25 protein-coding genes are annotated in these 25,116 nt (G+C 71.0%); 9 read left to right on the forward strand and 16 right to left on the reverse strand.

All coding sequences use genetic code 11. From position 1 onward, the window contains the following. Positions 1-2: 2 nt before the first annotated feature. A complete protein-coding gene (locus ACWIGU_RS05920) occupies positions 3-1,316 on the reverse strand; it encodes an ABC transporter substrate-binding protein (RefSeq protein WP_454397844.1) in 1,314 nt (437 codons plus the stop codon). 189 nt (positions 1,317-1,505) lie between these two features. On the opposite strand from ACWIGU_RS05920, the gene ACWIGU_RS05925 reads away from it, so the two are divergent. Then, complete coding sequence (locus tag ACWIGU_RS05925) at positions 1,506-2,789, forward strand: ROK family transcriptional regulator (RefSeq protein WP_454397846.1); 1,284 nt, start codon at positions 1,506-1,508, stop codon at positions 2,787-2,789. 258 nt (positions 2,790-3,047) lie between these two features. Next, positions 3,048-3,749 carry an alpha/beta hydrolase gene (locus ACWIGU_RS05930; RefSeq protein ID WP_454397848.1) on the forward strand — a complete coding sequence of 234 codons (702 nt, stop codon included), beginning with the start codon at positions 3,048-3,050 and terminating at the stop codon, positions 3,747-3,749. Between the two features lie 54 nt (positions 3,750-3,803). Here the strand turns inward: ACWIGU_RS05930 and lysA are convergent, their stop codons facing one another. Beyond that, the gene (gene lysA, locus ACWIGU_RS05935) at positions 3,804-5,087 is read right to left on the reverse strand and encodes a diaminopimelate decarboxylase (RefSeq protein WP_454397850.1); all 1,284 of its coding nucleotides are present in this window, start codon (positions 5,085-5,087) and stop codon (positions 3,804-3,806) included. Between the two features lie 93 nt (positions 5,088-5,180). On the opposite strand from lysA, the gene ACWIGU_RS05940 reads away from it, so the two are divergent. Further along, complete coding sequence (locus ACWIGU_RS05940) at positions 5,181-6,764, forward strand: PucR family transcriptional regulator (RefSeq protein WP_454397852.1); 1,584 nt, start codon at positions 5,181-5,183, stop codon at positions 6,762-6,764. Here ACWIGU_RS05940 and ACWIGU_RS05945 read toward each other — a convergent pair. Beyond that, the gene (locus tag ACWIGU_RS05945) at positions 6,745-8,220 is read right to left on the reverse strand and encodes an APC family permease (RefSeq protein WP_454397854.1); all 1,476 of its coding nucleotides are present in this window, start codon (positions 8,218-8,220) and stop codon (positions 6,745-6,747) included. The two genes, ACWIGU_RS05940 and ACWIGU_RS05945, sit on opposite strands and share 20 nt — an antisense overlap. Before the next feature lie 344 nt (positions 8,221-8,564). On the opposite strand from ACWIGU_RS05945, the gene ACWIGU_RS05950 reads away from it, so the two are divergent. Then, positions 8,565-8,855 (forward strand): hypothetical protein, encoded by a 291-nt coding sequence (locus ACWIGU_RS05950; RefSeq protein ID WP_454397856.1) that lies wholly within the window; start codon positions 8,565-8,567, stop codon positions 8,853-8,855. 34 nt (positions 8,856-8,889) lie between these two features. Here ACWIGU_RS05950 and ACWIGU_RS05955 read toward each other — a convergent pair whose 3' ends face one another. The 3 genes from ACWIGU_RS05955 to ACWIGU_RS05965 all read right to left on the reverse strand — a co-directional run bounded on the left by ACWIGU_RS05955 (position 8,890) and on the right by ACWIGU_RS05965 (position 10,766). Then, positions 8,890-9,366, reverse strand: coding sequence for an N-acetyltransferase family protein (locus ACWIGU_RS05955; protein ID WP_454397858.1), 477 nt, complete (start codon positions 9,364-9,366; stop codon positions 8,890-8,892). 130 nt (positions 9,367-9,496) lie between these two features. Then, a complete protein-coding gene (locus tag ACWIGU_RS05960; RefSeq protein WP_454397860.1) occupies positions 9,497-9,679 on the reverse strand; it encodes a hypothetical protein in 183 nt (60 codons plus the stop codon). 130 nt (positions 9,680-9,809) lie between these two features. Continuing rightward, the gene (locus tag ACWIGU_RS05965; RefSeq protein ID WP_454397862.1) at positions 9,810-10,766 is read right to left on the reverse strand and encodes a class I SAM-dependent methyltransferase; all 957 of its coding nucleotides are present in this window, start codon (positions 10,764-10,766) and stop codon (positions 9,810-9,812) included. Between the two features lie 77 nt (positions 10,767-10,843). Between ACWIGU_RS05965 and ACWIGU_RS05970 the strand changes: the two genes are divergently transcribed. Together ACWIGU_RS05970 and ACWIGU_RS05975 are read left to right on the forward strand one after the other, a co-directional pair. Then, complete coding sequence (locus ACWIGU_RS05970; protein ID WP_454397864.1) at positions 10,844-11,464, forward strand: helix-turn-helix domain-containing protein; 621 nt, start codon at positions 10,844-10,846, stop codon at positions 11,462-11,464. A 677-nt stretch (positions 11,465-12,141) separates the two neighbouring features. After that, positions 12,142-13,341, forward strand: coding sequence for an acyl-CoA dehydrogenase family protein (locus tag ACWIGU_RS05975; RefSeq protein WP_454397866.1), 1,200 nt, complete (start codon positions 12,142-12,144; stop codon positions 13,339-13,341). Positions 13,342-13,345: 4 nt separating this feature from the next. On the opposite strand, the gene ACWIGU_RS05980 is transcribed toward ACWIGU_RS05975, so the two are convergent. The 8 genes from ACWIGU_RS05980 to ACWIGU_RS06015 form a co-directional block, all read right to left on the reverse strand. Next, positions 13,346-13,921, reverse strand: a complete 576-nt coding sequence (locus ACWIGU_RS05980) for a GAF domain-containing protein (protein WP_356275305.1) — start codon at positions 13,919-13,921, stop codon at positions 13,346-13,348. Next, entirely contained in the window at positions 13,911-14,585 is a 675-nt protein-coding gene (locus ACWIGU_RS05985) for a GTP-binding protein (RefSeq protein WP_454397868.1), read from the reverse strand. The genes ACWIGU_RS05980 and ACWIGU_RS05985 overlap by 11 nt, the downstream gene beginning before the upstream one ends. Beyond that, the gene (locus ACWIGU_RS05990; RefSeq protein WP_454397870.1) at positions 14,563-14,940 is read right to left on the reverse strand and encodes a DUF742 domain-containing protein; all 378 of its coding nucleotides are present in this window, start codon (positions 14,938-14,940) and stop codon (positions 14,563-14,565) included. The genes ACWIGU_RS05985 and ACWIGU_RS05990 overlap by 23 nt, the downstream gene beginning before the upstream one ends. A 2-nt stretch (positions 14,941-14,942) precedes the next feature. Continuing rightward, complete coding sequence (locus ACWIGU_RS05995; RefSeq protein ID WP_383884237.1) at positions 14,943-15,368, reverse strand: roadblock/LC7 domain-containing protein; 426 nt, start codon at positions 15,366-15,368, stop codon at positions 14,943-14,945. Further along, complete coding sequence (locus tag ACWIGU_RS06000) at positions 15,365-17,044, reverse strand: sensor histidine kinase (protein WP_454397873.1); 1,680 nt, start codon at positions 17,042-17,044, stop codon at positions 15,365-15,367. The genes ACWIGU_RS05995 and ACWIGU_RS06000 overlap by 4 nt, the downstream gene beginning before the upstream one ends. Positions 17,045-17,448: 404 nt before the next feature. Next, positions 17,449-18,927: a hypothetical protein gene (locus tag ACWIGU_RS06005; protein ID WP_454397875.1), complete on the reverse strand. Its 1,479-nt coding sequence runs from the start codon at positions 18,925-18,927 to the stop codon at positions 17,449-17,451. A gap of 352 nt (positions 18,928-19,279) precedes the next feature. After that, on the reverse strand, positions 19,280-20,473 hold the full coding sequence (locus ACWIGU_RS06010) for a GDSL-type esterase/lipase family protein (RefSeq protein ID WP_454397876.1): 1,194 nt from the start codon (positions 20,471-20,473) through the stop codon (positions 19,280-19,282). 72 nt (positions 20,474-20,545) lie between these two features. Then, the gene (locus ACWIGU_RS06015) at positions 20,546-21,115 is read right to left on the reverse strand and encodes a TetR/AcrR family transcriptional regulator (RefSeq protein WP_454397878.1); all 570 of its coding nucleotides are present in this window, start codon (positions 21,113-21,115) and stop codon (positions 20,546-20,548) included. A 487-nt stretch (positions 21,116-21,602) separates the two neighbouring features. Between ACWIGU_RS06015 and ACWIGU_RS06020 the strand changes: the two genes are divergently transcribed. Then, positions 21,603-21,875, forward strand: a complete 273-nt coding sequence (locus ACWIGU_RS06020; RefSeq protein WP_454397880.1) for a hypothetical protein — start codon at positions 21,603-21,605, stop codon at positions 21,873-21,875. Between the two features lie 5 nt (positions 21,876-21,880). Here the strand turns inward: ACWIGU_RS06020 and ACWIGU_RS06025 are convergent, their stop codons facing one another. Further along, positions 21,881-22,312 (reverse strand): VOC family protein, encoded by a 432-nt coding sequence (locus tag ACWIGU_RS06025; RefSeq protein WP_454397882.1) that lies wholly within the window; start codon positions 22,310-22,312, stop codon positions 21,881-21,883. A 120-nt stretch (positions 22,313-22,432) separates the two neighbouring features. Further along, a complete protein-coding gene (locus ACWIGU_RS06030) occupies positions 22,433-23,662 on the reverse strand; it encodes an MFS transporter (RefSeq protein WP_454397884.1) in 1,230 nt (409 codons plus the stop codon). A gap of 113 nt (positions 23,663-23,775) precedes the next feature. On the opposite strand from ACWIGU_RS06030, the gene ACWIGU_RS06035 reads away from it, so the two are divergent. Then, positions 23,776-24,108 carry a DUF6233 domain-containing protein gene (locus ACWIGU_RS06035; protein WP_454397886.1) on the forward strand — a complete coding sequence of 111 codons (333 nt, stop codon included), beginning with the start codon at positions 23,776-23,778 and terminating at the stop codon, positions 24,106-24,108. A 544-nt stretch (positions 24,109-24,652) separates the two neighbouring features. Next, positions 24,653-24,865 carry a hypothetical protein gene (locus ACWIGU_RS06040; RefSeq protein ID WP_454397888.1) on the forward strand — a complete coding sequence of 71 codons (213 nt, stop codon included), beginning with the start codon at positions 24,653-24,655 and terminating at the stop codon, positions 24,863-24,865. Positions 24,866-25,116 lie beyond the last annotated feature (251 nt).

Consider the following 25,116-nt stretch of genomic DNA (forward strand, 5'->3'; position numbering starts at 1 on the left):
ACTCACTGACTGGCCATCTGCTGCTGAGCCTTGGTCAGTTCGGCCTTGACGTCAGCCGTGGAGAGCTTCTTGCCGTTCGCCGCCTGGGCGAAGAGGTTCTTGACGGCGGTGCCGACCGAGGTCTCGAACTGGGACTCGTCCGACACCTGGGGCAGCGCGGTGGCGCTGGTCGCGAGGGTCTCGCGCAGGACCTTGAGCTCGGGCCGGTCGAACGCCGGGTCGCTCTGGGCGGCCTTGACCGGCGGGATGGAGCCGTAGGTCTTGCAGAGCAGCTTCTGCTCGGCGTCGCTGGTCATGAACTTCACGAACTTCATGGAGCCGTCGATGTTCTTCGTGTTCTTGAAGACGGCGAGGTTGATGCCCGCCACCATCGAGTTGGTGGCCTTGCCCGCGCCGGGCGTACCCGACTGGACGGGCACCGGGGCGACGCCCCACTCGTCGTCCTGCATGCCCTGCGACTTGAACGTGGTGGCCGCGGCCTGCCACAGGACCATGGCGGTCTTGCCCTTGGAGAAGTCGCTCAGGGACTGGTTCTTCGCGTATTCGGCGTTGCCGGGCGCGATGATCTTGTTCGTGGCCATCATGTCGACGTACTGCTTGACGGCCGCAACCGCCGCGTCGTTGGTGAAGTCGGCCTTGCCGTCCGCGGTGAAGAAGTCGCCGCCGTGCTGCTTGGCGAGGACGAACACCTGGTGGATGTTGTTGGAGAGGTTGGAGCCCTCGGCGCCGAGTCCCCACTTGCCGCCCTTGGATATCTTCGCGCCGTCCGCGGTGAGTTCGTCCCAGGTCTTCGGCGGCTCGGTGATGCCGGCTTCCTTGAACATCGCCTTGTTGTAGTACAGGGCGTACGCCATCGAGTAGAGCGGTACGGCGGCCGGGTCCTTGCCCTGCGCGCCGGTCGAGCCGAGCGCCGACTCCACGAAGCGGTCCCTGCCGCCGACCTTGTCGAAGTTCTTCTGGTCCCACGGGACGAGGGCGCCGGTCGCCTGGAGCGAGGACGACCAGGTGTTGCCGATGTTGAGGACGTCGGGGCCCTCACCCGAGGTGGTCGCCGTGAGGATGCGGGTGAGCAGGTCGGACCAGGGGACGACCTCCAGCTTGACCTTGATGCCGGTCTGCTTCTCGAACTTGTCGAGTTCGGGCTGGAGGATCTTCTTGTCCGCCTCGACGTTCGGCCCCTGGTTGGACGCCCAGTAGGTGAGGGTCTTGGGCGACTCGTTCGATCCCTCGTCGGATGAACCCCCGCCGCAGGCGGTCGCCGCGGCCAGCAGGGAGACGACGACCGCGCTACTGGCGAGTGCTCGAATTCTTCGCATGGCTCCAGGTGTCCCTTCCTCAGGAGCGTCCAAGCCGGGGCGCGGGTCTGCAGGCCGAAGCGCTCGGCGTTCAGTTCCTGAAGTCACCCACGACTTAATTTAGGCTGTGAGTTAAACCGCGCGGAAAGGTCGCGTCAAGGGTTTCGACAGGGGTACCTTGCGTCTGTCGCAGGTCAGGAAGGAGCCCAGATGGATCGGCGGAGCAGACGCACGGTGAGTGACCTGCGCAGGGCCAACCGCGCGGTGATACTGCAACAGTTGTATTTCGACGGCCCGACGAGCCGCCAGGCGCTCGGCCCGCTCACGGGACTGAGTTCAGGATCCGTCAGCAACGTGGTGGCCGAACTCGCCGCCGACGGGCTGGTGGAGGAGGCCGGCAGCCTGGACTCCGACGGCGGCCGGCCGCGCATCCTGCTCCGCGTCAGCCCGCGCAGCGGCAGCCTGATCGGCATCGACGTCGGCGAGACCCGCGTCCGCGTGGAGGTCTTCGACGTGACCCTCACCGAACTCGCCCGCGCCGACATCCCGTTGACGGGCGACGGCTACGACGTCGCCGTTGTCGTGGAACACATCCGGAGCGGCATCGAGCAGGTGCTCTCCGAGGCCGGCGTCCCGGCGGACGGCCTTCTCGGGATCGGGATCGGCGTTCCCGGTGTCGTCGAGCGGGTCCCCGAGTCCGGGGCCGTCGTCCACTGCCAGACGATCGGCTGGGACGCGGTCCCGTTGGAGGCGCTGCTACGGACTTCCTCCCAACTCCCCTCCACAGTCCCGTACTTCATCGACAACGGCGCCAAGACGCTCGGGCAGGCGGAGATGTGGTTCGGCGCCGGGCGCGGTGCGCGCAGCGCCGCGATCGTCCTCTTCGGCACCGGCGTCGGCGCCTGCCTCTTCGCGGACGGCAGGGGGCGGGCGCTGGAGTGGGGCCATCTGACGGTGCAGGCCGGCGGGCGGACGTGCCGGTGCGGCGCGCCGGGCTGCCTGGAGGCGTATGCGGGGGCCGAGTCCGTACTGGAACGGTGGCGCGAGGCCGGCGGACAGCCGCCCCGAGGAGCCGACGAGGAGACCCAGTTGACGGCGCTGCTCGCCGCCGCGTGCCCGACGGACGGGACCGAGCCCGACCCTGTGGCCTACGAGGTGATGGCGAAGACGGCCGAGTACCTGGGCGCCGGACTGTCCGACCTGATCAACCTCTTCCAGCCCGAGCGCATCCTGATCGGCGGCTGGGCCGGGCTCCAGTTCGGCTCCCGCTTCCTCGACGACGTCCGGAAGCACACCACGAAGTACGCCCTGTCCTACCCGGCCGGAAAGGCCACGATCGAACTGGGCAAGCTGGGCCCCGACGCGGTCACCGTCGGTGCGGCGACCCTTCCCCTGGAGGACTTCTTCGCCCGCGGCGGCCGACGGGACATCCCGGCCCAGGAACCGACACCGCCCGCGTGGCGTACGGCACTTGAGGGTCGCGTTCTCGGGTGACCCGAGCCGGCTTCGTCACGCGGTGGCCGACCGGCGCACGAGGTCTTCCATCGACTCGGCCTCCCTCCTGGAGGAGGGAGTTTCTGGTCGTCCCGCTCGTTGCTGTGCCGTGCACCGTGCGGATGGGGCGGTCCGGGCCGAACCAGCGCGGTCCGGGAGGTCGCGTGCATCCATCCCGGCCACCCGGGGAGACTTCACGGCGGTGTGCGGCAAGGATGGGGTCGTGACGCAGCATTCCGGCGGCCCGGAGGAACGGCCTTGAGCGCAACGATCCGCACCGTGACCTATCCCACCGGCAGGGAGCACAAGCCTCTCGACATCCACAACTCGCCCCAGGCCGACGGTTCTTGTGTCCTTCTGTGGCACGGCATCGGGACCGACGAGCGCGACGTGATGGTCCCGCTGGCCCAGGACATCGCGGAACTGGGCCTCACCGTCCTCGTCCCCGACTGGCGTTCGGACACCCCCGACGAGGGCCGCGCGCACCTCATCGATTCGCTGCGGTTCGCCCACGACTTCGCCGGGCCGTCCCGGCAGCTGGTCGTCGCCGGCTGGTCGGCGGGTGCGGGCGCCGCACTGGGGGTGGCCCTGGACCCTGAACAGCTCGACGGCCGGCCACCCGCCGCGGTCGTCGGCATCGCGGGCGGATACCGGCGCCCGGCGCGCACCACGGGAGCCGTGCCCCTCCAGGCCCTCGGGCGCGCCACGGCACGTGTGCCCGTGCGGCTCGTTCACGGCACGGAGGACCCCGCCGTCCCCGTCGAGTCCTCTCGGGACATGCACGAAGCGCTGCGCGCGCACGGCTGGGACTGCGCACTCAGCGAACAGGCCACCGATCACGCCGGGGTGCTCGGCTGCGTGTACGACCCGGCGGCGGGCCGGTGCATCGGCGGTGCCTCCGTCCGCGCCTTCGGCCTGGCGACGGCCCAGGTGGTGGCGGCCGTCGCCCGGTCGGTATAGCCGGGGGATCCGGCGGCCGTCACCGTCAGCCACCGCTCCTCTATGCGGACGCCGTCACTGGTCGCGGCGCAGCAGGTCCTCGTACGTCTCGCGGCGGACCACCGCGCGGGCCTCGCCGTCGCGGCAGAAGACGACCGGGGGGCGGCGGGCGCCGTTGTAGTTGTTGGAGAGCGAGTAGCAGTACGCGCCGGTGACCGGTACCGCGATCACGTCGCCGACGACCGGGGCGCGCAGCGGTACGTCGCGGATGAGGGTGTCGCCCGACTCGCAGTGCCGGCCGACCAGGTCGCAGGGCTCCCCGCCGCCCACGCGGGAGGTGACCGTCGCCTCGAAACGCTGGCCGTACAGCATGGGTTCGAGGTTGTCGCCCATGCCGCCGTCGACGGCGACGAGGGCGCGTGGGCGGTCCCGCTTGACGGTGATCGCGCGGTAGAGGGTGAGCGCCGACTCGGCGACCAGGGACCGTCCGGGCTCGATGATCAGCCGGGCGTTCGCGGGGAGATGGGCGCGGGCCGCTTCGGTCAGGGTCCGTACGTACGCGTCGACCGTCGGCGCCTGGTCGGCGTAGGTGTACCGGACTCCCAGGCCGCCGCCCAGGTCGTACACCGCGTGCTCGCCCAGCTCGCCGAGGGAGGCGATGGCCTCGACGGCGCGGGCGAACGGGGCGGTGTCGAGGAGCTGCGAGCCGACGTGGACGTGCACGCCGTCGAGGCGGAGCCGGTCACTGGCGCGCAGCCGGGCCGCGGCGCGCACCGCGTCGGGCACGGAGAGGCCGAACTTGGAACCGGCGTGGCCGGTGGCCATCGCCTCGTGGGTGTCGGCCTCGACGTCCGGGATCACGCGGATCAGGACGCGCTGCTCGTCCGTGACGATGTTCTCCAGGCGGTCGATGTCGTCGAAGTTGTCGATGACGATCGTGCCGGCTCCGGCGCCGACCGCCATGGCGAGTTCCTCGTCGGTCTTGGCATTGCCGTGGACGACGAGCCGGGCCGGGTCGGCGCCCGCGGCGAGTGCGGCCACGAGTTCTCCGCCTCCGGCGACGTCCACGCCGAGCCCTTCCTCGACCATCACCCGGACGACGGCGGTGCACGGGAAGGACTTCGACGCGAAGACCACTTGTCCGTTCGGCCAATGACGCTTCAGGGCGTCCACGTACTCGCGTGCGCGGGCCCTGAGAGCGCCCTCGTCGACGATGACGGCGGGGGTGCCGAAGCGCTCGGCCAGGTCGTCGAGGCGGCATCCGCCGACGACCATCTCGCCGTCGGGGGCGAGATCTGTCCCCTTCGGGAAGAGTCCGACGATATCCGAGATGGCGGTCGTGGCGGTCGTGACACTCATGGGCGATGACTCCTGTCCCTGGTTGATGGGCCTATCCTGACGGCTTCCCCCGTCGCCTTCACCGGCGTCCCGCCCCAGGAATCGAGACCCCCGTTGTCTGATCGGACAATTCCCGACGGCCGGGCCGCGGGCTCCTTGCGGCTGCTCGTCGGCTCCACCGGCCCGCTCCGCGCGCTCGCCGCGCCCGCCGGCCTCGACGTCCCCGTGCGCGGCACCGTCATCCACGACCCGGGCGACCCGCTGCCCGCGGCCCCCTCGGCGCTGCTGCTGCTCGTCGGCGCGGACGTGGCCGATCCGCGTACGGGTACCGTGCTGCGGCGCGCGGCGGCGGAGGGTTACGCGGGGGTGGTCGTCAAGTGCCGTGGGCAGGAGGCGGATCGGCTGACGGCCGAGGCCGAGCGGTGTTCCGTGGCGGTCCTTGCCGCCGGCGACGCGGCGCCGTGGCGGTACGTGGACGCGGAGATCGGCTGCGCCCTCGCGGCGTACGGAGTGGGTGACCTGTCCCCGTCGGCCCCTGCCGGAACCGAGGAGCTCTTCGCGCTGGCCGACGCGGTGGCCGCGGTCGTGGGCGGCTCGGTCGCCGTGGAGGACCTGGACCAGCATGTCGTCGCCTACTCGAACGTCCCCGGCCAGCGCATCGACAGCCTGCGCGAACGCGGCATCCTGGAGCGGCGTGTCCCTGACGACCCGGGCCAGCGGCAGCAGTACCGCGATGTGCTGGCGGCGCAGGGCGTGGTGCGGTTCCCCCGGGCGCGCGACGAGCTGGCACGTGCGGCGGTCGCAGTGCGAGCGGGGACCCTGCCGCTGGGGACTCTGTGGGCGATCGAGCCGGAGGGCGGCCTGTCGGAGCAGGCCGAGTCGGCGCTGCGGGACGCGGCGCGGCTGGCGGCTCCGCATCTGCTGCGCGCGCTGAACGCGACCGAGGCCGAGCAGCGCGTGCGCCGGGACACCCTTCGGGCGCTCCTCGAGGGGTACGGGCCGCCGGCCGACGAGGCAGCGGGCCGGCTCGGGCTCGGCCAGGGGGAGAAGGTGTGCCTGGCCGCGTTCGCCCCGGACGAGGGCAGCGCCCTCGTCGCCCACCTGGAGTCGTCCCTGGTCCGGTACTGCGCGGCGCACCTGCCGTCGGCGACGGTGACGGCCTCGGCGCGTGCGGTGTACGTGTTGCTGAGCTCGCTCTCGCCCGCCGCCGCGCGGAGGTTCGCGGACGGTGCGCTGGGGACCGTGCGGGCCGCTCTGGGTACTCCGGTGCGGGCCGTGGTGACACGGGCGTACCCGGATCTGCTGCGGGCCGGTGCGCTGCGGCGCGAGGCGGACGACATTCTCCGGGCCACCGGCGGCGGCCGGGCCGACGCGCCCACGGCCACCGCCGAGGACGTACGGCACGTGGTCCTGCTGAACCGGCTCGGCGACGAGCTGCGCCGGGAGCCGTGGCTTCGGCTGCCCGGGGTCGCCGCCCTGCTGGCGCACGACGGGGAGCAGGGCACCGACTACGCGGCGACGGTCACGGCCTGGCTGGACGCGACCGGGGACGTCGCGAGCGCCGCCGCCGGTCTGCGGGTGCATCCCAACACTCTGCGCTACCGGCTGCGGCGGGTACGCGAACTCTTCGGCCTCGACCTCGACGACCGCGAGGTGCGGCTTGCCGCGTGGCTCGAACTCAGGCTTGCGCAGGGGTAGTTGTCACGACAACCTCCTCCGCCGAAGCGCCCCGCCCACGCAGGGCGGAGTGGCGGCGGCCGAACGTCAGGTAGAGCACCGCCGCGAGCACCAGCCACACACCGAAGAGCACCCACGTGACACCCGGCAGGAGCCACGCGAGGTAGAGGCAGGACGCCGCGGACACGATCGGCACCACCGGATACAGGGGCACCTTGTACGGCCGCGGCGCGTCGGGGGCGATGCGGCGCAGGACGATGACGGCCGCCGCCACGGCCACGAACGCGACGAGGGTTCCCATGCTGGTCAGGTCGGCCAGGTACTGCAGGGGTACGAACGCGGCCAGCGCTCCGACGCCGGCGCCCACGATCCATGTGTTGCCGACCGGGGTGTGCCGCTTGCGGTCGACGCGGCGGAAGATCTCGGGGACGAGCCCGTCGCGGGCCATCGAGAAGAGGATGCGCGTCTGCCCGTACAGGGTCACCAGCACCACGCTGAAGATGGACACCACGGCACCGGCCGACAGCAGCACGACGGGCCACCCGGCGCCCGTGACGTCGCGCAGGATCTCGGCGAGGACCGCTTCGCCCGCGTCGGCCTGCGCGCCGAACCGTCCGGCGGGCTGTGCGCCGACCGCCGCGAGGGACACCAGGATGTACAGCACCGTGACCGCGCCGAGCGTCAGGAGCAGTGCGAGCGGGATGGTGCGCCGCGGGTTGCGGACCTCCTCGCTCGCCGTGGCGACGGTGTCGAAACCGACGTAGGAGAAGAAGACGGCGGAGGCGGCGACCCCGATGCCGGACGCGCCGTGCGGTGCGAAGTCGGCGAAGTGACCGGCGCGGAACGCGGTGAACGCCACGGCGACGAACAGCACGAGGACGCTCAGCTTGATGCACACCATGACGGCGTTGAGGCGTGCGGACTCGCGCGTGCCGCGCGCCAGCAGCAGGGAACAGAGCAGCACCACGACGAGCGCCGGGACGTTCACCACTCCCCCGGCGCCGGGCGGCCGGCTGATCGCGTCGGGCAGCGTGAACCCGAAGAGCGCGTCGGTGAGTTCGTTGAGGTACTGCCCCCAGCTCACCGCCACGGTGGAGACCGCGACCCCGTACTCAAGAATCAGACACCATGCGACCAGATACGCCGCTCCCTCACCGAGGGACGCGTAGGTGTACGAGTACGTGCTGCCCGCGACCGGGATCGCGCCGGCCAGTTCGACGTAACACAGCGCGGCGAGTCCCGCGACCACCGCCGCGACGACGAAGGAGAGCACCACGCCCGGTCCCGCCTTGGGGACCGCCGTGCCGAGCACGAAGAAGATGCCGGTGCCGACGACGGAGCTGATCCCCAGCAGGGTCAGCTGCGTCAGCCCCATACTGCGCCGCAGACCGCCCGGCTCCGAGGCCCCGCCCTCCGCCTCACCGATCATGCTCTCCAGCGGCTTGCGGCGGCACAGTTGACGGGCCGTCACGCGCATGAGTCCTCCTGGATGTCCCACGCCCCGCGGTGGATCGCGAGGGGCTGCGGGGGATGCTGCGGCACCCGGACCGCGCACTCAACGTCGGATCCGCACAAGAGCGGCAGGACGCTTTGGCCAATGCGACAGATGCACGAACCATGCGTCGTATCGCCGGAGGTGCGGGTGACGACACAGGTAAAAGCGCAGGTGAAAGCGCCTTCTCCGATAGGCAGTTGATGTCCGACTTTGTGCGGTGATTAGGGCGTTCGGGTGCTGTGTCCGGCAGGACGCAACCAACCGGCGGCCCGGCAGCCTCCTGACCGACACAGACCGACACAGACCGACCGTCGTGAGGAAGTGCCATGAACTCTGCTGCCACCATCCTGCCGACCCCCGACCTGGACGCGGGCGCCGACTTCCTGCTCCCGCTGCCCAACCCGGCGCAGCGCCTGGACCTGGCCCCGTCGGCCCCCACCTGCCTGACCTCCCGTGACCGGCACCGCCTCAGCCTGAACGCCACGCTCACCACCGCCGGGATCCCGCCCCACCCCGACGACATGAAGGCCATCGACGCGCTCAGCGCCCTCGACGACACCGTCGCGCTCGCCGTCCAGAGGTGGCTCATCTCCCGCCCCGCCGCCCTGCTCGGGTGAGGTGAGGCACCGGCCCTCTCCCCGCAGCGGCGCCTTACAGCGGCTGGTCCATCCGCACCTGCATCGGAAGCAACCCGATGGCTTCGTAGAACGGCCGTGCCGCGTCGTTGAACTCCCACACGCTCGCGACCAGCCGCCGGCATCCGGCTCGGCGCCCCACATCACGGACGGCTTCCACCAGCGCCGCGCCGACCCCGCTCCGAGCGCTGTCGGGGTCCACGGCCAGGTGCTCCATGGAGACCACTGTGGCGGGCCGGGTGTTCAGGGATCCCTCCCGCCTCTCGACGCGGCAGAACGTGTAGCCCACCACGTCGCCCCCGTCGGACTCGGCGACCAGGAGGGTCGAGGCCTCGTCCCCCAGCCAGCCCCGGAAGCGCTCCGTCATCCCTGCCTCCGACGGCTCGTCGACGAACAGGTCCGGCCGGTGCCGCGCGTGCAGCCGCTGAACCATGCCGTTCAGACGGACCATGGCGTCGACGTCACCGGGGGAAGCCTCACGGATCCTCGTCATCGCTCCATGGTCGTGGTCACCTCCCACGGCCACCAGCCGGATTCCGGCCCGGTGTGTGCCCACGTGCCTCTGCCGGGTACGCCGCAACGCCCCCGCGCCGGCTGAGCGGGGGCGTTGCGACGTCGACGTATCAACGCCTCAGGCTCGACTCGGCGACGCGGGCGGCGATGGCGTTCACCTCGTTCTGGGGCAGTCCCGCCTCGCACACGATGGTCACCACACGACCGTCGTCCAGCGTGGCCCGCCGCACCCCGACACCCAACGGCACGGACGGTTCCCGCCGCTGCTCCACTTCACGTTCCTGCTCGGGCATGCGCGCTCCAACCCTCGACGAGAGGCCACGGTAAGCACAGCCGGGAACGCGGATCAGGCCAGCCACACAGGCACATCACACAAACGAGCCCACACGTTCCACGCAGACGGAGCACCCCGCCCGCCGGTCGTCACGACGCCTGGCGCACACCCGCGAAGACGGTGGTGGCCGAGAGCACGAACGCGTCGGGACGTCGCAGGATGCTCTCCGGCGCCGAGTCGTCGAGCAGGACGTCGAGCGTCTTGCGGTCGTCGGCTTCCAGGGACTCGCTCATCACGTCGCGCAGCCGGGTCAGTTGGTTGTGCACAAACGTGCGGGCCGTCTCGCCGAGGGGCGCCGGCAGGTCGAGCAGGTACGTGAAGCTGCCGACGTCCGTGAGTCCTGCCTCGGCGAGCATCGAGGGCCAGTCCTCGACCGTGCTGGTGCTGCCCGGCAGCTCGGAGCGCATCCGCTCGAACCAGTACTCCTGCAGGGCGTCGAGCCGCGCCTGGAAACCCGGCTTGCCGATGCCGATGTCGCGGGGGAGGCAGCGCATGGGCAGTCCGCCCTCGGCGACCGCGAGCATGCCGCCGGGCCGCAGCGCGCCGGTGAGCGCGTCCAGGACACCCTGCTGATCACCGATGTGGTGAACAGCCTTGCTGCTCCAGATCAGATCGGCCTCGCCGAGACCGCCGCCCGTCTGCCCGTCGCCGTCTGCCAGGTCGCCCGGCAGCTCCGCGTGCCGGATCGTCACCCTGTCGCCGAGTCCGAGCCGCCCGGCGCGGACCAGAGCCCGGTCGAGCAGTGCGGGCGCACCGTCCACCGCGACGACTTCGGCGTGCGGGAAGGCCTCGGCGAGCGCGCAGGTCATCACGCCCGGTCCGCTGCCGATGTCGAGGATGCGGCGGACCCGCTTGTCCGGGCCGAGCAGTTCCGCGAGCCGGGTCGCCGTCCACCTCAGGGCCGGGAGGTGCACATCGCCGTTGTTCTCCAGCGTGTCGGCCATGGCCTCCCAGTCGATGTCGGTGCTGTCGGAACCGTGGTCATGCCCGTGGCCGTGCGCGTGGTCGTGTCCGTGGCTCTGCGCGGGATTCCTGTGAGTGCTCATGGCCAGGAGAGTGCACCCGTCGCCCCTGAACGGCAATCCGTGTTGCCAATTCCGGGACAGCCGGGTGAAATGCCCGCATGGACGATGTGGATGACGTTGATGATGGGGACGATGTGGCCAAACCAGCGCCCTATCAAGCGGTACTCGACGAGGTCGCCCCGCGGTTGAGACGACTGCGCGACCGGCGTGGTCTCACCCTGGCGGCCCTCTCGGAGGTCACCGGCATCTCCAAGAGCACCCTTTCGCGCCTTGAGTCCGGACACCGCCGCCCCAGCCTTGAGCTGCTGCTGCCGCTGGCCGGTGCGTACGGCGTGCCACTGGACGAGCTGGTCGGCGCTCCCGAGGTGGGCGATCCCCGGGTCCGGCTGACGCCCCGCCCGATGCCGAGCGGCGGCACGTTCGTCCCCCTGACCCGGTCGCCCGGCCCGCTTCAGGCGTACAAGATGGTCATCGCCGACCGGGGCTGCGAGCCGGATCTCCGTATGCACGAGGGCTACGAGTGGCTGTACGTGCTGGACGGCCGGCTGCGGCTCGTGCTCGCCGAGCACGATCTGGTCCTCGGCCCGGGCGAGGCCGCCGAGTTCGACACCCGGGTCCCGCACTGGTTCAGCAGCGCGGACGGCCGGCCCGTCGAACTCCTCAGCCTCTTCGGGAGGCAGGGGGAACGCATGCACGTCCGCGCCAGGCCTCACGGGTGAGCCGGAACATCCAAGGACCCGACCCTCGGAGGTGGAGATTCCGTGCTGCGAACCAGCCGTCGGGACAGCGGTACGCGGACGCACGTCCGCTCCCGTCAGCGCCTTCAGAAAGCGGGGCCCCCGCGTCCGCTCGTAAAGAAACGACCCTCAAACGACCCCGGGCATGTAGTGAAAACCGGCCGCTAGATCGTCACCGTAGAGACAGGTCCTCCTCTGAGGTGCAGCGACGCACGCAGGAGCGGGACTGTCCGACTGTTTCCGGCAGCGGTCACACCCCGTGGCCCGTCGAACGTGCCGGCCCGACCACGGGAGCGAAGTGAGGCGATACGTGATCCAGGTGCGCGCCGTCGACGCGAAGGTCCGCGCCGAGCGCACAGGCACGCCCCCGCCCGCCTCCCACCCGGTGCCTCCTGTCCTGGAGGCCCTCCGGATGAGATGTCGGCGGCGGACGCCCGCGATCCGCCACACATCAGCGAACGCGCAATCCACCTCCTGACAGGAGGGTCCCCGCAGGGCTTCGCCGCTTCGCGCGGCGGTCCGGACCGCGATCGACCGTGCGCGAACAGCACGTCTTCCTGTTCCTCGTTTTCGTATGTCCACCAGATGGCCGGCCCGGCCACGTGCCCGTCGGGGCGGGACCGGGTTCCAAGCGGCCTGCGTGTAAGGAAGGGTTACAGATGGACGGCTACTTCATGACGGAGCGTCACGAAATACTGCGGGCCGAGGTCCGCGCCTTCGCAGAGGCGAAGGTGGCTCCCCGGACAGCGGACATGGAGGCGTCACGGGCCGTCGAGCACGAACTGTCCCGGCTCATCGCCAAGGAGGGCTGGCTCGGTGTCACCATCGACCAGGTCTACGGCGGCATGGGCATGGGCCATCTGGCGAAGACGATCATCATCGAGGAACTGTCGCGCGTCAGCGGCGCGATGGGCGCCATGGTGCAGGCCTCGCAGCTGGGCGTCGCCAAGATCATCCACTTCGGCAGTGAACGGCAGAAGCTGAAATGGCTGCCGGCTGTCGCGGCCGGCGACTGCCTTCCGACGATCGCGGTGACCGAGCCCCAGTCCGGCGGACATGTACTCGGCATGGAGTCGACGGCGCGGCGCGAGGGCGACGAGTACGTCCTCAACGGGCGCAAGGTCTTCGTCGGCAACAGCCATGTCGGCGACCTGCACGGTGTGGTGGTGCGCACAGGCGAGGGCTCCACCGGACTGTCCGCGTTCCTCGTCGAGTCCGACCGCCCCGGATTCTCGCTGGCCCCGCACCGGCCCGCGATGGGCCTGCACGGATTCAGCTTCGGCGAGATCCGTTACGACGAGTGCCGCGTCCCCGCCGAGAACCTTCTCGGTGACGAGGGCCAGGGCCTCGACGTCGCGTACTCCTCCAGCGTGCTCTACGGCCGGCCGAACCTGACCGCCGTGTCGCTCGGCATCCATCAGGCGCTCCTGGAGGAAACGACCCGCTACACCTCCGAGCAGCTGCGCTACGGCAAGCCGCTCAGCGCGCTGCCCACGATCCGTCAGAAGCTGGGCGAGATGCAGTCACGCCTGATGACCGCCCGCCTGGCCGCCTATCACGCCGTACATCTGCTGGACTCGGGCATCGCCTGCGACGCGGAGCTGATGAACGCCAAGTACCTCAACGTGGAGTCCGCCATCGACTCGGCGCGGGCGGCGATGGAGATCCACGCCGCGTGCGGCCTGTTCCCCGACCGGCCCGTCGAGCGGTTCGCTCGGGACGCCTCGCACATCTACGCCCCGGCCGGGACGTCCGACATCCAGCTCTACCGGCTGGCCGAGGTCGCGCTCGGCACGTCGCTGAGCAACTGGTCGAGCCGGCTCGCCGCTCCGCGCGTTCCCGAAGCGGCGGCCGTGTAGGGCGTCAGAGGCGGGGCTGCCCGGCACGCTCGTAGATGCGCTGCATGGCCTGGTCGCGGAACCTCTTGATCAGGTCGAGGGAGCCGCGCGCCGTAGCCAGGGCGCGGGGCTCGGTGCCCACCGCGCAGACGGTGCCGAGCGCGATGCCGGTCTCCTCGTCGATGAGCGGCGCCCCGAGGTATACGCGGATGCCCAGTTCGTCGACCACCGGGTTGCCGGCGAACCGCGGCGCCGCGTACACGTCGGGCAGGACGAGCGGGATGCGACGGCTGATGACCTCGGGGCAGTAGCCGTGGTCGCGGGCCATCACGCGGCCGACCTCGGGCCCGCTCATCGCGTCCTGCGGGCCAAGGGTGTTGGGCAGGCCCTGCGGCGTGTGCAGTCCGGCGAAGAACTGCTGGTCGGTGATGAGGTTGACCATCGCGTACGGGGTGCCCGCCGCCTCGGCGAGTTCCGAGGCGAGAGCGTCGAGGTCGGCGGCCGCCTCGCCCAGGCCGAGCTGGGCGAGGCGTCCGACGCGCGCGTCGAGTTCGGTGTCGGGGGCTGCGATGTGCAGCCCCGTCTCTGCGTCAAAGGGCACGGTGAGGGTTCCCGTCGAAGGAGGAGGGCAACGAAGGTGAAGGGGCGGGAGCGGGCGGCGCGAGTGCGGGCTCGGACGCCGACGCGGAGCGCAGGGACAGCGTGAGCGCGTACTCGACGAGCTTGATCAGGACCTGCTGGGTGGAGAACGGGGCGCGCGCGTCGAACATGATGACGGGGACGTCGGGGTTCAGCTCGATCGCGGACTGCACCTCCTCCGCCGTGTAGCGGTGGGCGGTGTCGAACTCGTTGACGGCCACGACGAAGGGCACGCCGCGGTCCTCGAAGAACTCGACCGCGCTGAAGCAGTCGTCGAGACGGCGGGTGTCGGCGAGGACGACCGCCCCGATGGAGCCGAGGGCAAGGTCGTCCCACATGAACCAGAAGCGGTCCTGACCGGGCGTGCCGAACAGCAGGAGCTGCAACTGCTGGCGCCACAGGGTGATGCGGCCGAAGTCCATGCTCACGGTCGTGGTGGTCTTGTTCTCGACGCCGACCAGGCTGTCGGTGGCCGCGCTCGCCGTGGTGAGGATCTCCTCCGTGGTCAGCGGTTCGATCTCGCTGACCGTGGCGACCATGGTCGTCTTGCCCACGCCGAACCCGCCGGCGATGAGTATCTTCAGCGCGGTCAGGGGGATGTCGTCAGAGGCTTCGAAGGCCTTCAAGTGCCGCCTCCAGGAGGAGTGGGTCGCTTCCGTCCGCCTCTCGCGGGGGAAGCGCGGGAACGAGTACGTGGGAGTCGAGCAGATCGGACAGAAGGATCTTGGTGACCTGTACGGGGACGCCCAGCCGGCCGGCGATCTCGGCGACCGACCGCGCTTCCTGACCGCACAGTTCGAGCACCTGGGCGCTCTCGGGTCCGAGCCGGTCCACGGTCGAGGGGGCGAGGCCGGGGGCAGCCCGCACCCGGGACACGAGTCCCAGGGCGCGGGCCGGGCGGGTCCGGCCACCGGTCAGTGCGTAGAGCCGCAGCTGAGCGGTGTCCTCGGCCAGCCAGGGCTCGTCGGTGAAGTCCGGCACCGTTAGTCGACCAGAGCGCCGGTGGGCCCCGGAGCGGTGCGCGCGGGCGTGCCGAGGTGGCCCCTGACGCTCTTCACGAGCATCGCGATCTCGTAGCCGACCACTCCGACGTCCGCGCTCTTGTCGGTCAGCACACCGAGTACGCCGTTGACGCCGGCGCGGGAGACGAACAGATAGCCGCCCTCGCCCTGCACGATGACCTGCTCGACCCCGCCGAACGCGCGCTGGATGGTGCCGAGTCCGCCGCCGAGCGAGCACATTCCGGTGGTGATGGCGCTCAGCCGGTCCGCGTCGTCGTAGCCGAGGCCGTGGCTGTGGCGCATCACGCCGTCGCTGGAGGCCAGGACCGCGCCCGTCACGGCGGGCACCCTGGCGGCGAGGTCGGCGAGCAGCCAGTCCAGGTCCTGGTCGAATGATGGCTGGGTCATCGGTACTCCTGGGAGTCATAGCGCTGAGTGGGTGCCACCGGGGATGCGGGGGTGGCCCCGTCGTCCTGCTCGGCCCGCTCCAGCCCCGCCGTGAAGCGGGCGAGCAGTCCTGCGTCGATCGACTCGCCGTCGCCGTGGTCGGCGGCCGGCCCCTGCTCGCGCAGTTGCGGGGAGAGGTGTGAGCGGCGTTCCTTGTTCCGCTGCGCCAGGACCGGGCGCCCTGTGGGGTCCTCGGCCGGCTCGGCGGGGGCGGCGGGCGCGGGGGGCACCTGCCGCTGGGGAAGGGGCGGCTGCGTGGTCACGGCCGTGGCCTCCCGGGGTGCTTGGAGCCGTGCGGGGTCCACGGCTGCGGGCAGCGGCTGCGCCCGGCGGCTCGCGACCGGGGCGACCGGGGCGGGCGCGCGGGGCGGCTCCGGCTCGGCGGGGGCCTTCGCCGGCGCGGCCTTCTGCGCCGCCGCCTTCTGCCCGGCGCGGGACTCGCTGAGCACCGAGTGCGAAAGGACCAGGACCGCCTGGACGCCTCCGTAGAGGTTCTCCTGGAGCTGTACGGCGAGCCCGCGCCGCCTGGCTATCTTCGCGACGACGAACAGGCCGGTGCGGCCGTCCTGCAACTGCTGGTCGACGTCGAAGAGTTCGGGCTGGGAGAGGAGGCGGTTCATCTCGTCCCGCACTTCGGGGGGCATGCCGAGGCCGCGGTCCTCGATCTCCACGACCATGCCGGACGCGGCCATCTGGGCGCGGATCATCACCTGCGTGTGCGGCGGCGAGAACTTGGTGGCGTTCTCCGCCAGTTCGGCGATGAGGTGGATGATCTCGACTGCGGAGTGGCCGAGGACCTCGTAACCGGACGGCGGCGGCAGGACGCGGACGCGCGGGTAGTGCTCGATCTCCGCGACGGCCTGGCGCAGCACCGTGGCGAGCGGGACCGGGGAGCTGAAGTGGCGGGGCACGGCGCCGCCGAGGACCGCGAGGCTCTCCACCGCGCGGTGCACGCGGGTGACGAGGTGGTCGATGGTGTAGAGCCGGTCGAGGTGCTCGGGGTCCTCGACGACCCGCTCGGCGTCGTCGAGCTGCTTCAGCGCTCGCGTCACGAGGAGTTGCAGCCGCCGCGCGATGTTGACGAAGGCGTCCACCTGCTGGCGCGTGCCCGCGTGGATCACGGCGGTCTGCGCCGTGTGCTGGAAGTGCCGCAGGTGCTGCTCCAGCGCGCCGAACGCGTGCGTCGCCGCCGTCTCGGGGACGGGCGTGGGTGCGTCGGGGCGGTCGCCGCCGCGCAGTTGCTCCGCGGTCCGCGCGACGCTCTGGTGCCCTTCGGCGGCGAGCGACGTCAGATGCCTGATCCACTCGCCGACCGCCGCGTCGTTCTCGGCGCGCTGCCGGGTGAGCGCGTCGGCGGTGCTGTGCGCGGCCCGCCGGGCCACGGCGAGGACCGCCGCGCAGCACACCCCGGCCGAGACCCCCGCGCCCCACACCAGCGGTCCTGAGGCGCCCGCCGCGGAGACGGCGAACGCTCCGCCCGCGAGGACGCCCACCGTTCCGGCGGGGGCCATGCCGAGCATCGTGGTGCGCCGGCGCAGGCCACGCTCGGTCCTCAGGTCGGCCGGAGCGGCCTTGCCGGCTCTCCGACCGCTGCGGTGGGCGCCGGATGCGGTGGCGTCCGACGAGTAGTGAGACATAGGCGTCCTCAAGACGAGCGGGGGGCAGCGCCGGCGCGCCGACATCCTTGTACGTGTCGGCCGCGCCCGCGGTCGTCCGAACCTCCTTGCGACGGAGGCTCGTTGTGACTCGCGTGCATCTTGTCCAGGGTGGCTGTCGCGTGGCAAAACGACCTCCGCGACGAACATCAACTCTGTCGGTCCGACCCGGGCGGAGCTACGGGAAACCAGGGTCGTTCCGGGGTCGTTTCTCCCTGTCAGGTGTGAGACCGTCGCCCGACCGGCACCCCTACCGCCGGGTAGCCGGGTGAGGCTCCACTCCCCCGGCCGCGGACACACCCCTCAACGACCCTCAAACGACCCTGCCCGCCCCGGCAGCCAGACGGGGCCCGATCACGGGCCCGGTCCCCGGCCCCGCCGGAACCTCACTCGCCGAACTCGCCCGCGAAGCGCAGTACTCGTTCGAGCTCCTCGACGGAGACGAGGCGACTGCGCGGGCGCAGCATCCCCGCGATGCCGTACGCACCCAGCTCGCGGCAGCGCCGGACCAACCAGCCCCAGTCGAGGTCGAGATGGCGGGCGAGCGACCGCAGCCGCTCCTCCGAACTGTCGCCCTTGGTGACGCTCTGGCTGCGGGCGTGGTCGACGACCTGGGCGTAGGCGCTGACGTCGGCCAGGCTGTCGGTGGTGTCGACGTGCCAAATGCCCTCGGCGCCCAGCCAGTTGGCGGAGATGACGCGGCGTCCGGGAACCAGTACGAAGCCGTCGATGCGCTTGTACTCCGGCTCGGCGCACACCCAGATCGTCTGCCCGTCGCGTTCCATCATGGCCACGGCCAGCCACAGCAGGATCCGCTCGTAGCGCCGGCTCGCGCCGGCCTCCGCCTCGGGGATGCAGAACACCCGCTCGGGGGCGGCTGCGCCGTCGGCCAGGCGCTCCTGAAGAGCGTGCCGGAACTGCGTCCAGGACGCGAAGAACAGCCACGCCGCGGCTTCCTCCCCCGTCCGCACCGGGGTCCAGAAGACCGGCGGCGAGCTGCCCTCGTCCAGGCGCCGGATGATGTGCTCGGCACAGAAGTACATGCCGAGCCAGGCGCTGCCGACGTTGGTGAGCTCCGGCACGGCCGACCGCGCGACCGCCGAACGCCGCTGCGCCCACAGGGGTTCCAGGGTCTGCTGCTCGGCGTGCAGCACATGGTCGTTGGCCAGCAGGCTGTCGTCGAGATTCAGCATCGCCCACAGCAGCCCGTACGTGAGGTCGTCGATCTTGTACGGGGTCGAGATCGGCATCGTCTCGGCGGTGACCGCTAATTGACGGCGGGCGTGGGCGGCGTCCAGCGCGTACAGGCCGTCGTCGCCGAGGGTGCCGAGGAGCAGCGCTCGGCGCGTGGCCCGCGTGAAGGCCCTTATGTGGGCATGGTGATGGGCTCCGATGACCACACGGCCGTCCTGCTCGGTGGCCTCGTAGAGCTGGACGGCGACGGACGTGCCGTCGAAGAACCGCTGGCCGTCCAGGTGCCACACGCCCTCCATGCCGGAGGCCCGGCCCATGGGGTCCAGATAGGACGTGTCGAACATGGCGTTCAGGAGCCGCGCCGCGTCCCGCGCGGCATTGGGCGCGATCTGCGGCAGTACGACGCCGCGTTCCACCGCGGGCCGCAGCAGCGTCTCGACGTCGACACCGAGCATGAACTCAAGGACGGCACCGGCGTCACTGCGGGGTATCTGGTCGCCGGAGAGCCAGCGCTTCCAGGTGGCCTGGGAGGCGGTCACCGTCGCCAGGTCGGGCCGGTTCAGTTTCGCGGCTGCGAGCTGGGCGGACCGGGTGAACTCTTCTTCGAACGTAGCGAAGTGGCCGCAGCCCCGCTCGGTCAGCAGGGCCCGCAACAGCGTCCGGGGGCGCATCGATTAACTGTCTCCACGTCTAAGAGTCGCGAGCCCCCCGTGGCTCGCCGGTTGTCCGGCCTGAGTCGGTCAGCCCTTGATCACGGATCCGGGCGAGGACACGTCCGAGCCGACAGGGCCCGGGCCGCGGAGATCAACTTCTTCATGCCGAGCATTATGCATACGGACCGTCAAACCATGGGCAGTGGTCCGGGAATTGGTGTAGCAACCGCCCGCCGACGCGATGGCTGAAAGGTCGCCTGCCCGGTCAGCCGTGCCTGATCCAGTTCCACCTCCGGATCCGTCTGACGGACCAGAGGCTCGGCACGGCGCGCAGGGGGTGACACCACGCGGCCCCCGGCAGGAACGAGCCTCAGGGACGCTCGGTCACCGCGCACGCGAACGGACCGTCCGCGCCGAAGGCCAGGGTGTTGAAGCGGTCGCCCATGCGCCGGTGGGTGGCGGCGTCCGGGTGGAGCTGGTCGGGCAGCGGCAGCTCGGCGAAGTCCTCCTCGCCGTACAGGTCGCGGCCGTCGAGGTAGTACAGGTTCGGGTCGTCCGCGGTCCGCTGCTTCACGACGCGCGCCAGCTCGTCCCGGATGACGTTGAGGGTGAGCTTCCCCGCTGCTCGCTCCGCCGGGTCACCTACGGCCATGAACTGCAGCCTGCCCGCACCGAGGTTGCTGAAGTCCGGGGCGCTGGGGCCCGGAGTGTCCTCGTGGATGGCGCAGTAGACCGGCGACACGACCAGCAGCGGCACGGTCGGGTGTCCCTCACGGATCGTGTCGAGGAAACCGTGCACCGCCGGGGTGAACGCGCGCAGGCGCATCAGGTCGGCATTGACAATGTTGATGCCGATCTTGACGCTGATCAAGTCCGCGGGGGTGTCCCGTAGGGCACGCGCGGTGAACGGGTCGAGCAGGGCACTGCCCCCCAGACCGAGGTTCATCAACTCCACGCCCCCGAGGGAGGCGGCCAGCGCCGGCCACGTCGTGCTGGGGCTTGCGGCGTCCGAGCCGTGGCTGATCGAACTGCCGTGATGCAGCCACACCTTGCGCCCGCTGTCCGGCATGCGCTCGACCGGGGCATCGGCACGCAGGGCGACCAGCTCGGTGATCTCGTTGTACGGCAGCCAGATCTCGACGTCCTTCATGCTGTCGGGCAGCCCGGCGAACCGCACGGTGCCGATGGGCCCGGGCCGGGTCTCCCTGGTGCCTGTGGTCATGTCCACCATCTGTACGTTGCCGCCGGTGACACCGGCCTGCGCGGCCAGGCGGCCGTCGACCAGCAGGTCGTACACGCCGTCCGGACGGGGCGGAGCGCCCTTGTAGGCCATCTTGGTCCGGAGCGCGTCCAGCTCGATGACGGTGGCCCGGGTGCGGAACACCAGCCGCACGCCGGAGGGTTGGGCCTCCGCCATGGCCAGTTGCCCGTCGGAGTACTGCGCGCGGGCCCGCGCGGGCAGCCGGTGCGGGAGCACGCCGTGCTCGGAGCGCTCCACCTCGTACGCGCCACGCACGAGGTCCGCGGTGACGGGAGTGGTGGTCCAGTTGTCGTTCATGTGCATTGCCTCAACCTGTTGATCAATATGCCTGTGGGCTGTTCGGGCGCACCGATACGGGTCGGCACGGGGCCGTGGTCAGGGTGCGGGCCAGTTCCGCAGCGTGGCATCGAGGGAGTCGAGGATCCGCGACCAGCTTTCCTGCGAGTCGGGTGCGCTGTGGCTGAAGCCTCCCTGCATCTCCAGGCTGACGTAGCCGTGGAAGACGCTGCCGAGGAGTCGGACCGCGTGGGTCTGGTCCGGCTCCGTGAGGTCGTAGCCGCGCAGGATCGCCCGCATCATCTGTGCGTGCCGGACGCCGGCGCTGGCAGCCGCCGTCTCCGGGTCGAGCCGCAGCTGGGCCGCCGCGTAGCGTCCGGGGTGTTCCCGTGCGTAGTCGCGGTAGACGTTCGCGAAGGCGGCGAGGGCGTCCTTGCCCGCACGCCCGGCGAGCGCCGCGGCGCCCCGGTCGGCGAGCTCCTCCAGGGCGACCAGCGCGATCCCGGTCTTGAGTTCCTGGGAGTTCTTCAGGTGCGAGTACAGGCTCGCGACCTTGACGTCGAACTGTCTCGCGAGCGCGGAGACGGTCACCTTGTCGAACCCGGCCTCGTCGGCCAGCTCGGCGCCGGCTCGGATCAGGCGTTCCTTGGTCAGCCCTACGCGCACCATAACCTTCACCCCAATCAACGAAATCGATTATGCAGTAGCCTAAGACCTATAGGCAAATCCGCACTCAGCTTAGGTAACACACGCGAGGGGGTGGGCAGCCCGCAGGGCGGATCGCCACAGCGGCGCGTCGCCCGGCCGATCGGGGGCGGGAGTGGTGGCATGGGCCACGTCATTACCGGTCGCGCCCTTGGGCAGGCGGCCGGATGATCGTCTGGGTGGGCACGCTCATCCAGGCAGGACCGCGAAGAACAGCGACACCTGGGAGGTAGCAATGTCCTCGAAGCGACGGCGCAAGAAGAAGGCTCGCCGCAAGCACGCCGCGAACCACGGCAAGCGCCCCCAGTCCTGAGGGAACTCGCCGGACGGGGTCAGGGGCGGCGCCGGACGGCGCCGCCCCTGACCCGTTTCGCTCACACCCCTCCGGCATTCGTGTCACCCGCGCGAGCGCTGACCGGGATCGCCTCGACGGCGACCTAGGATCCGCTGCGTGGCACACACCTTCGACGAGCTCGTCGAGAGACAGCAGGCCGCGAACGCGGCACACCACGAGGTCCTGAGACTCCGGGACGGCTACGGACCACCGGGGCTCGAGCCGTTGAGCGAGTCGCAGACCCAGACCTACGAGACGGCCTGGCGCGCGTGGCGGGACCTGGCCCGCGACGTCCAGCAGGCCGTCACCGAGTACGCCAGGGACGAGGGCCTCGCCAGGCACGACGTGGAGGCGGACGTGAAGGCGAAGGCGGGCGGCGACGCCGGATAGCGCGGTCAGGTCGCGAAGACCTGGGAGTCGTCGGCGAACGCCTTGAACTCCAGGGCGTTGCCCGCCGGATCCAGCAGGAACATCGTCCACTGCTCGCCGGGCTCGCCCGCGAAGCGTACGTAGGGCTCGATGACGAACTTCGTGTCCGCGGCGCGGAGCCGGTCGGCGAGCTCCTGGAACACGGGGATCGTGAGGATCAGCCCGAAGTGCGGTACGGGCACCTCGTGTCCGTCGACGGGGTTGCGGATGGGCTCGGCGCGGGTGGGGGCTAGGTGGGTGACGAACTGATGGCCGTGGAGATTCCAGTCCACCCATGTGTCGGCGCTGCGGCCCTGCTCAAGGCCGAGCACCTCACCGTAGAAGCGCCGGGCGGCGGGCAGGTCGTCCACGGGCATCGCCAGGTGGAACCGCGGGATCGGTGAGTCGAGTTCGGTCATGGGACCGGTCTCCTTTCGGGAGACTGCGCGGTAGACGGTGCGGGAGACTGCGCGGCGACGGAGCGCCGGCAACGCTTGCCGCTCAGAACGCTGTGGGCCTACCCGTCCGCGGCGCCGAGATCACACCGTCGAAGCCGCGACCCGTACGCGTGCTGGATCTTGGCGCGTTTTCGCCGCCCACCGCGTCACCGGCCCCAGCACGTACGACGCCGCCAGGACCAGGCAGCCGAGCAGCAGCCAGCCCGGCGTGCCCATCCCGAGCAGCAGCGCGGTGAGCAGCAGCGGGCCGAGCGTGCGGGCGACCGTGACGCCCGTACCGAAGAAGCCCTGGTACTCGCCGATGCGCCCGGCCGGGGCCAGGTCGAAGCCGAGCTGCCAGGATCCGGCCGACTGGAGCATCTCGGCGGCGACCAGGAGCACCGACCCTCCGAACAGCGCGGCGACCGCGGCCCAGACCGAGCCGGTGGCCGAGGCGGCGAAGACACCGCACGCCAGGAGCATGAGCACGCCTGACCGGCGGATGGCGCGGGTCGCCGTGGGGAGGCCGGAGACCGAGCGGGCCGTGCGGACCTGGAAGAGCATCACGGCGCCGGTGTTGAGGATGAAGAGCCCGGAGACGAGCCACGTGGGGGCGTCGGTGCGCTCGTTGATCCACAGCGGGAGCCCGAGGCTGAGCAGCGGCATCCGCAGGAGAAGAACGGTGTTGAGGAGGGTCACGGCGGCGTAGGGCCGGTCGCGCAGGACTTCGAGTTTCGCTCCGCGGACGGCCGGCGCCGGGGCGACGGCCGGGAGCCGCAGCAGGACGAGTGCGCAGAGGACGAAACTGACGGCGTCGATCGCGAACACCGTCAGATACGCCGGCTTCGTCCCGGCGGACAGTGCGAGGCCGCCGAGCGCCGCGCCCACCGCGAGACCCGCGTTGAGCGTCGACTGCAGGTGGGCGAGGGCACCCGTGCGGTCCTCCTTGGCCACCAGACCGGCGAGCAGCGCCTGGCGCGCGGCCGCGAGTCCCGACTGCGCGCTCGCGTAGAGGCAGGCGGCCACGAGGAAGGGCAGGAAACCGCGTACGACCAGGAAGGAGGCGACCGCGGCACCGGTCGCGAGGGCGAGCAGGACCGCCGTCCCACGCGGGCCCCGGCGGTCCGCGATCCGGCCGAGCGGCACCCCGACGACTGACCCGATCGCCCAGGCGACAGTGAGGCCGAAGCCGATCCTGGCCGGCGCGAGGCCGACGACGTGAGTGAAGTAGAGCGCCGAGGTGACGTAGTACGCGCCGTCGCCCAGCGAGTTGCTCAACTGGGCCAGGGCGAGGGTGCGTTGAGGGCCGGCGGGCGGCAGCAGGTTCGGCATGGCAATGACGGTACGCGCACATCGGCCCATCCATGTGGGGCAATTCTGGGCTCTGTGCTTGGGCCATTCAATGGACGTACTCCCTGGCCGGAAATCGTCGTAGACTCGAACACATGTCCGAACTGCCGCCCGACCTGCCGAGACTCCGCACACTGGAGACGTGGCTCGTGCTGTCTCTGGACAGGGTGCGCCGCAAGATCGCGGAGGCGGAGCGGCAGGAAGCCGAGAAACAGCGCGGCGAACGGGACCAGCCGCTGCCCCCCGACTGGCTGATCGAGATGGGGCTCGGCGGGCGCGCACCGGTGTACGTGCACGTCGGCGGCTGCCACATGGCGGGCAAACGGTCGCGAGGCGTCACGGACGACCAAGCGCGCCGCGCGCTGTGGGAGCAGGTGCCGGCCTGTCCGCACTGCAACCCCGACGGGGTGCTCGGAGTGCTGGACTGAACCCCGTGCGGGAGCCGTCGGAGCGCTGGTTCCGAGGCGGCGTCCGGATGATTCGCCGCCCACGAGGCGAGAATGCACAGCCCGTCGTGGGTGAGCGCTCACCGGCCGATCGGACGTGCACTCTCGGGACTACTCGGCCGGCTGGGAAGACTCGGTCGTATTTCAGACCCGCGAAACGGGCCGCCCCGCTTCGAGGGGCAAGTCCGGTGCGGGCACAGGCCGTTGAGCCCAGCGGACGGCATAGGGGACGCCAGGCGCCGGTGACGGTGAACAGGGCGCCCACGACGTACCAGCCGGGCCGGTCCCAGGTGATGCAGAACGCGATCAGCAGGCCGGGGCCGAGCCCGTCGGCGAGGCCCGCGCCCGGGGGACGTCCTGGGTGAGGTACAGGACTCCGGCGGACAACCCTGGCGAGAGCCCGCGCGCACAAGGCGAGCCCCGCCCGGCCGGGGGGGGTGGGCCGAGCGGGGCTCTGTCTCTATCTTCCAGCAAAAACGCCTGGCCATCGGATGCACGCGCCCGGCATTCGAATGACCCTGTACTTATGGACGTCGTGCCGATAGTCGTGCACCGCCCCTCGCGTACGGGTGGGCGCAGGGTGACGGCGCACGGTCAGATACTCGGCCTCGCGCATTCCGACAGGGAAGTCGTCGAGTTCTTGCGCCGGGCCGGGCTGCCGGACGCGGAGACGCTGCTCGACGATCCGGCCTGGGTGAAGTGGCGCGGCGGTCGGGCCCACCACTACGAAGCGGCGTAGGCGGGCCCGCCGGGAGGCCCTGGCTTTCGCGGCTTCCGGCCTGGTTCAGCAGGTCGAAGAAGACATCGCCACGGACGATCCCGAACGGGTCCCCCAGCAGCTCGCCGAGCCCGGCGGCACCGCTGGGCGTCCAGTTCCAGACGTTGACCGCCCCCGCGACGAACAGCGGTGAGCCGCCGTCCCAGGACTTGAAGGCGGCGGAGTACCGGTGCGCCGTCCAGGACGGGAGTGGGAGCACGGGCGCGGAACAC

The sequence above is a fragment of the Streptomyces sp. NPDC055400 genome (assembly GCF_053644375.1).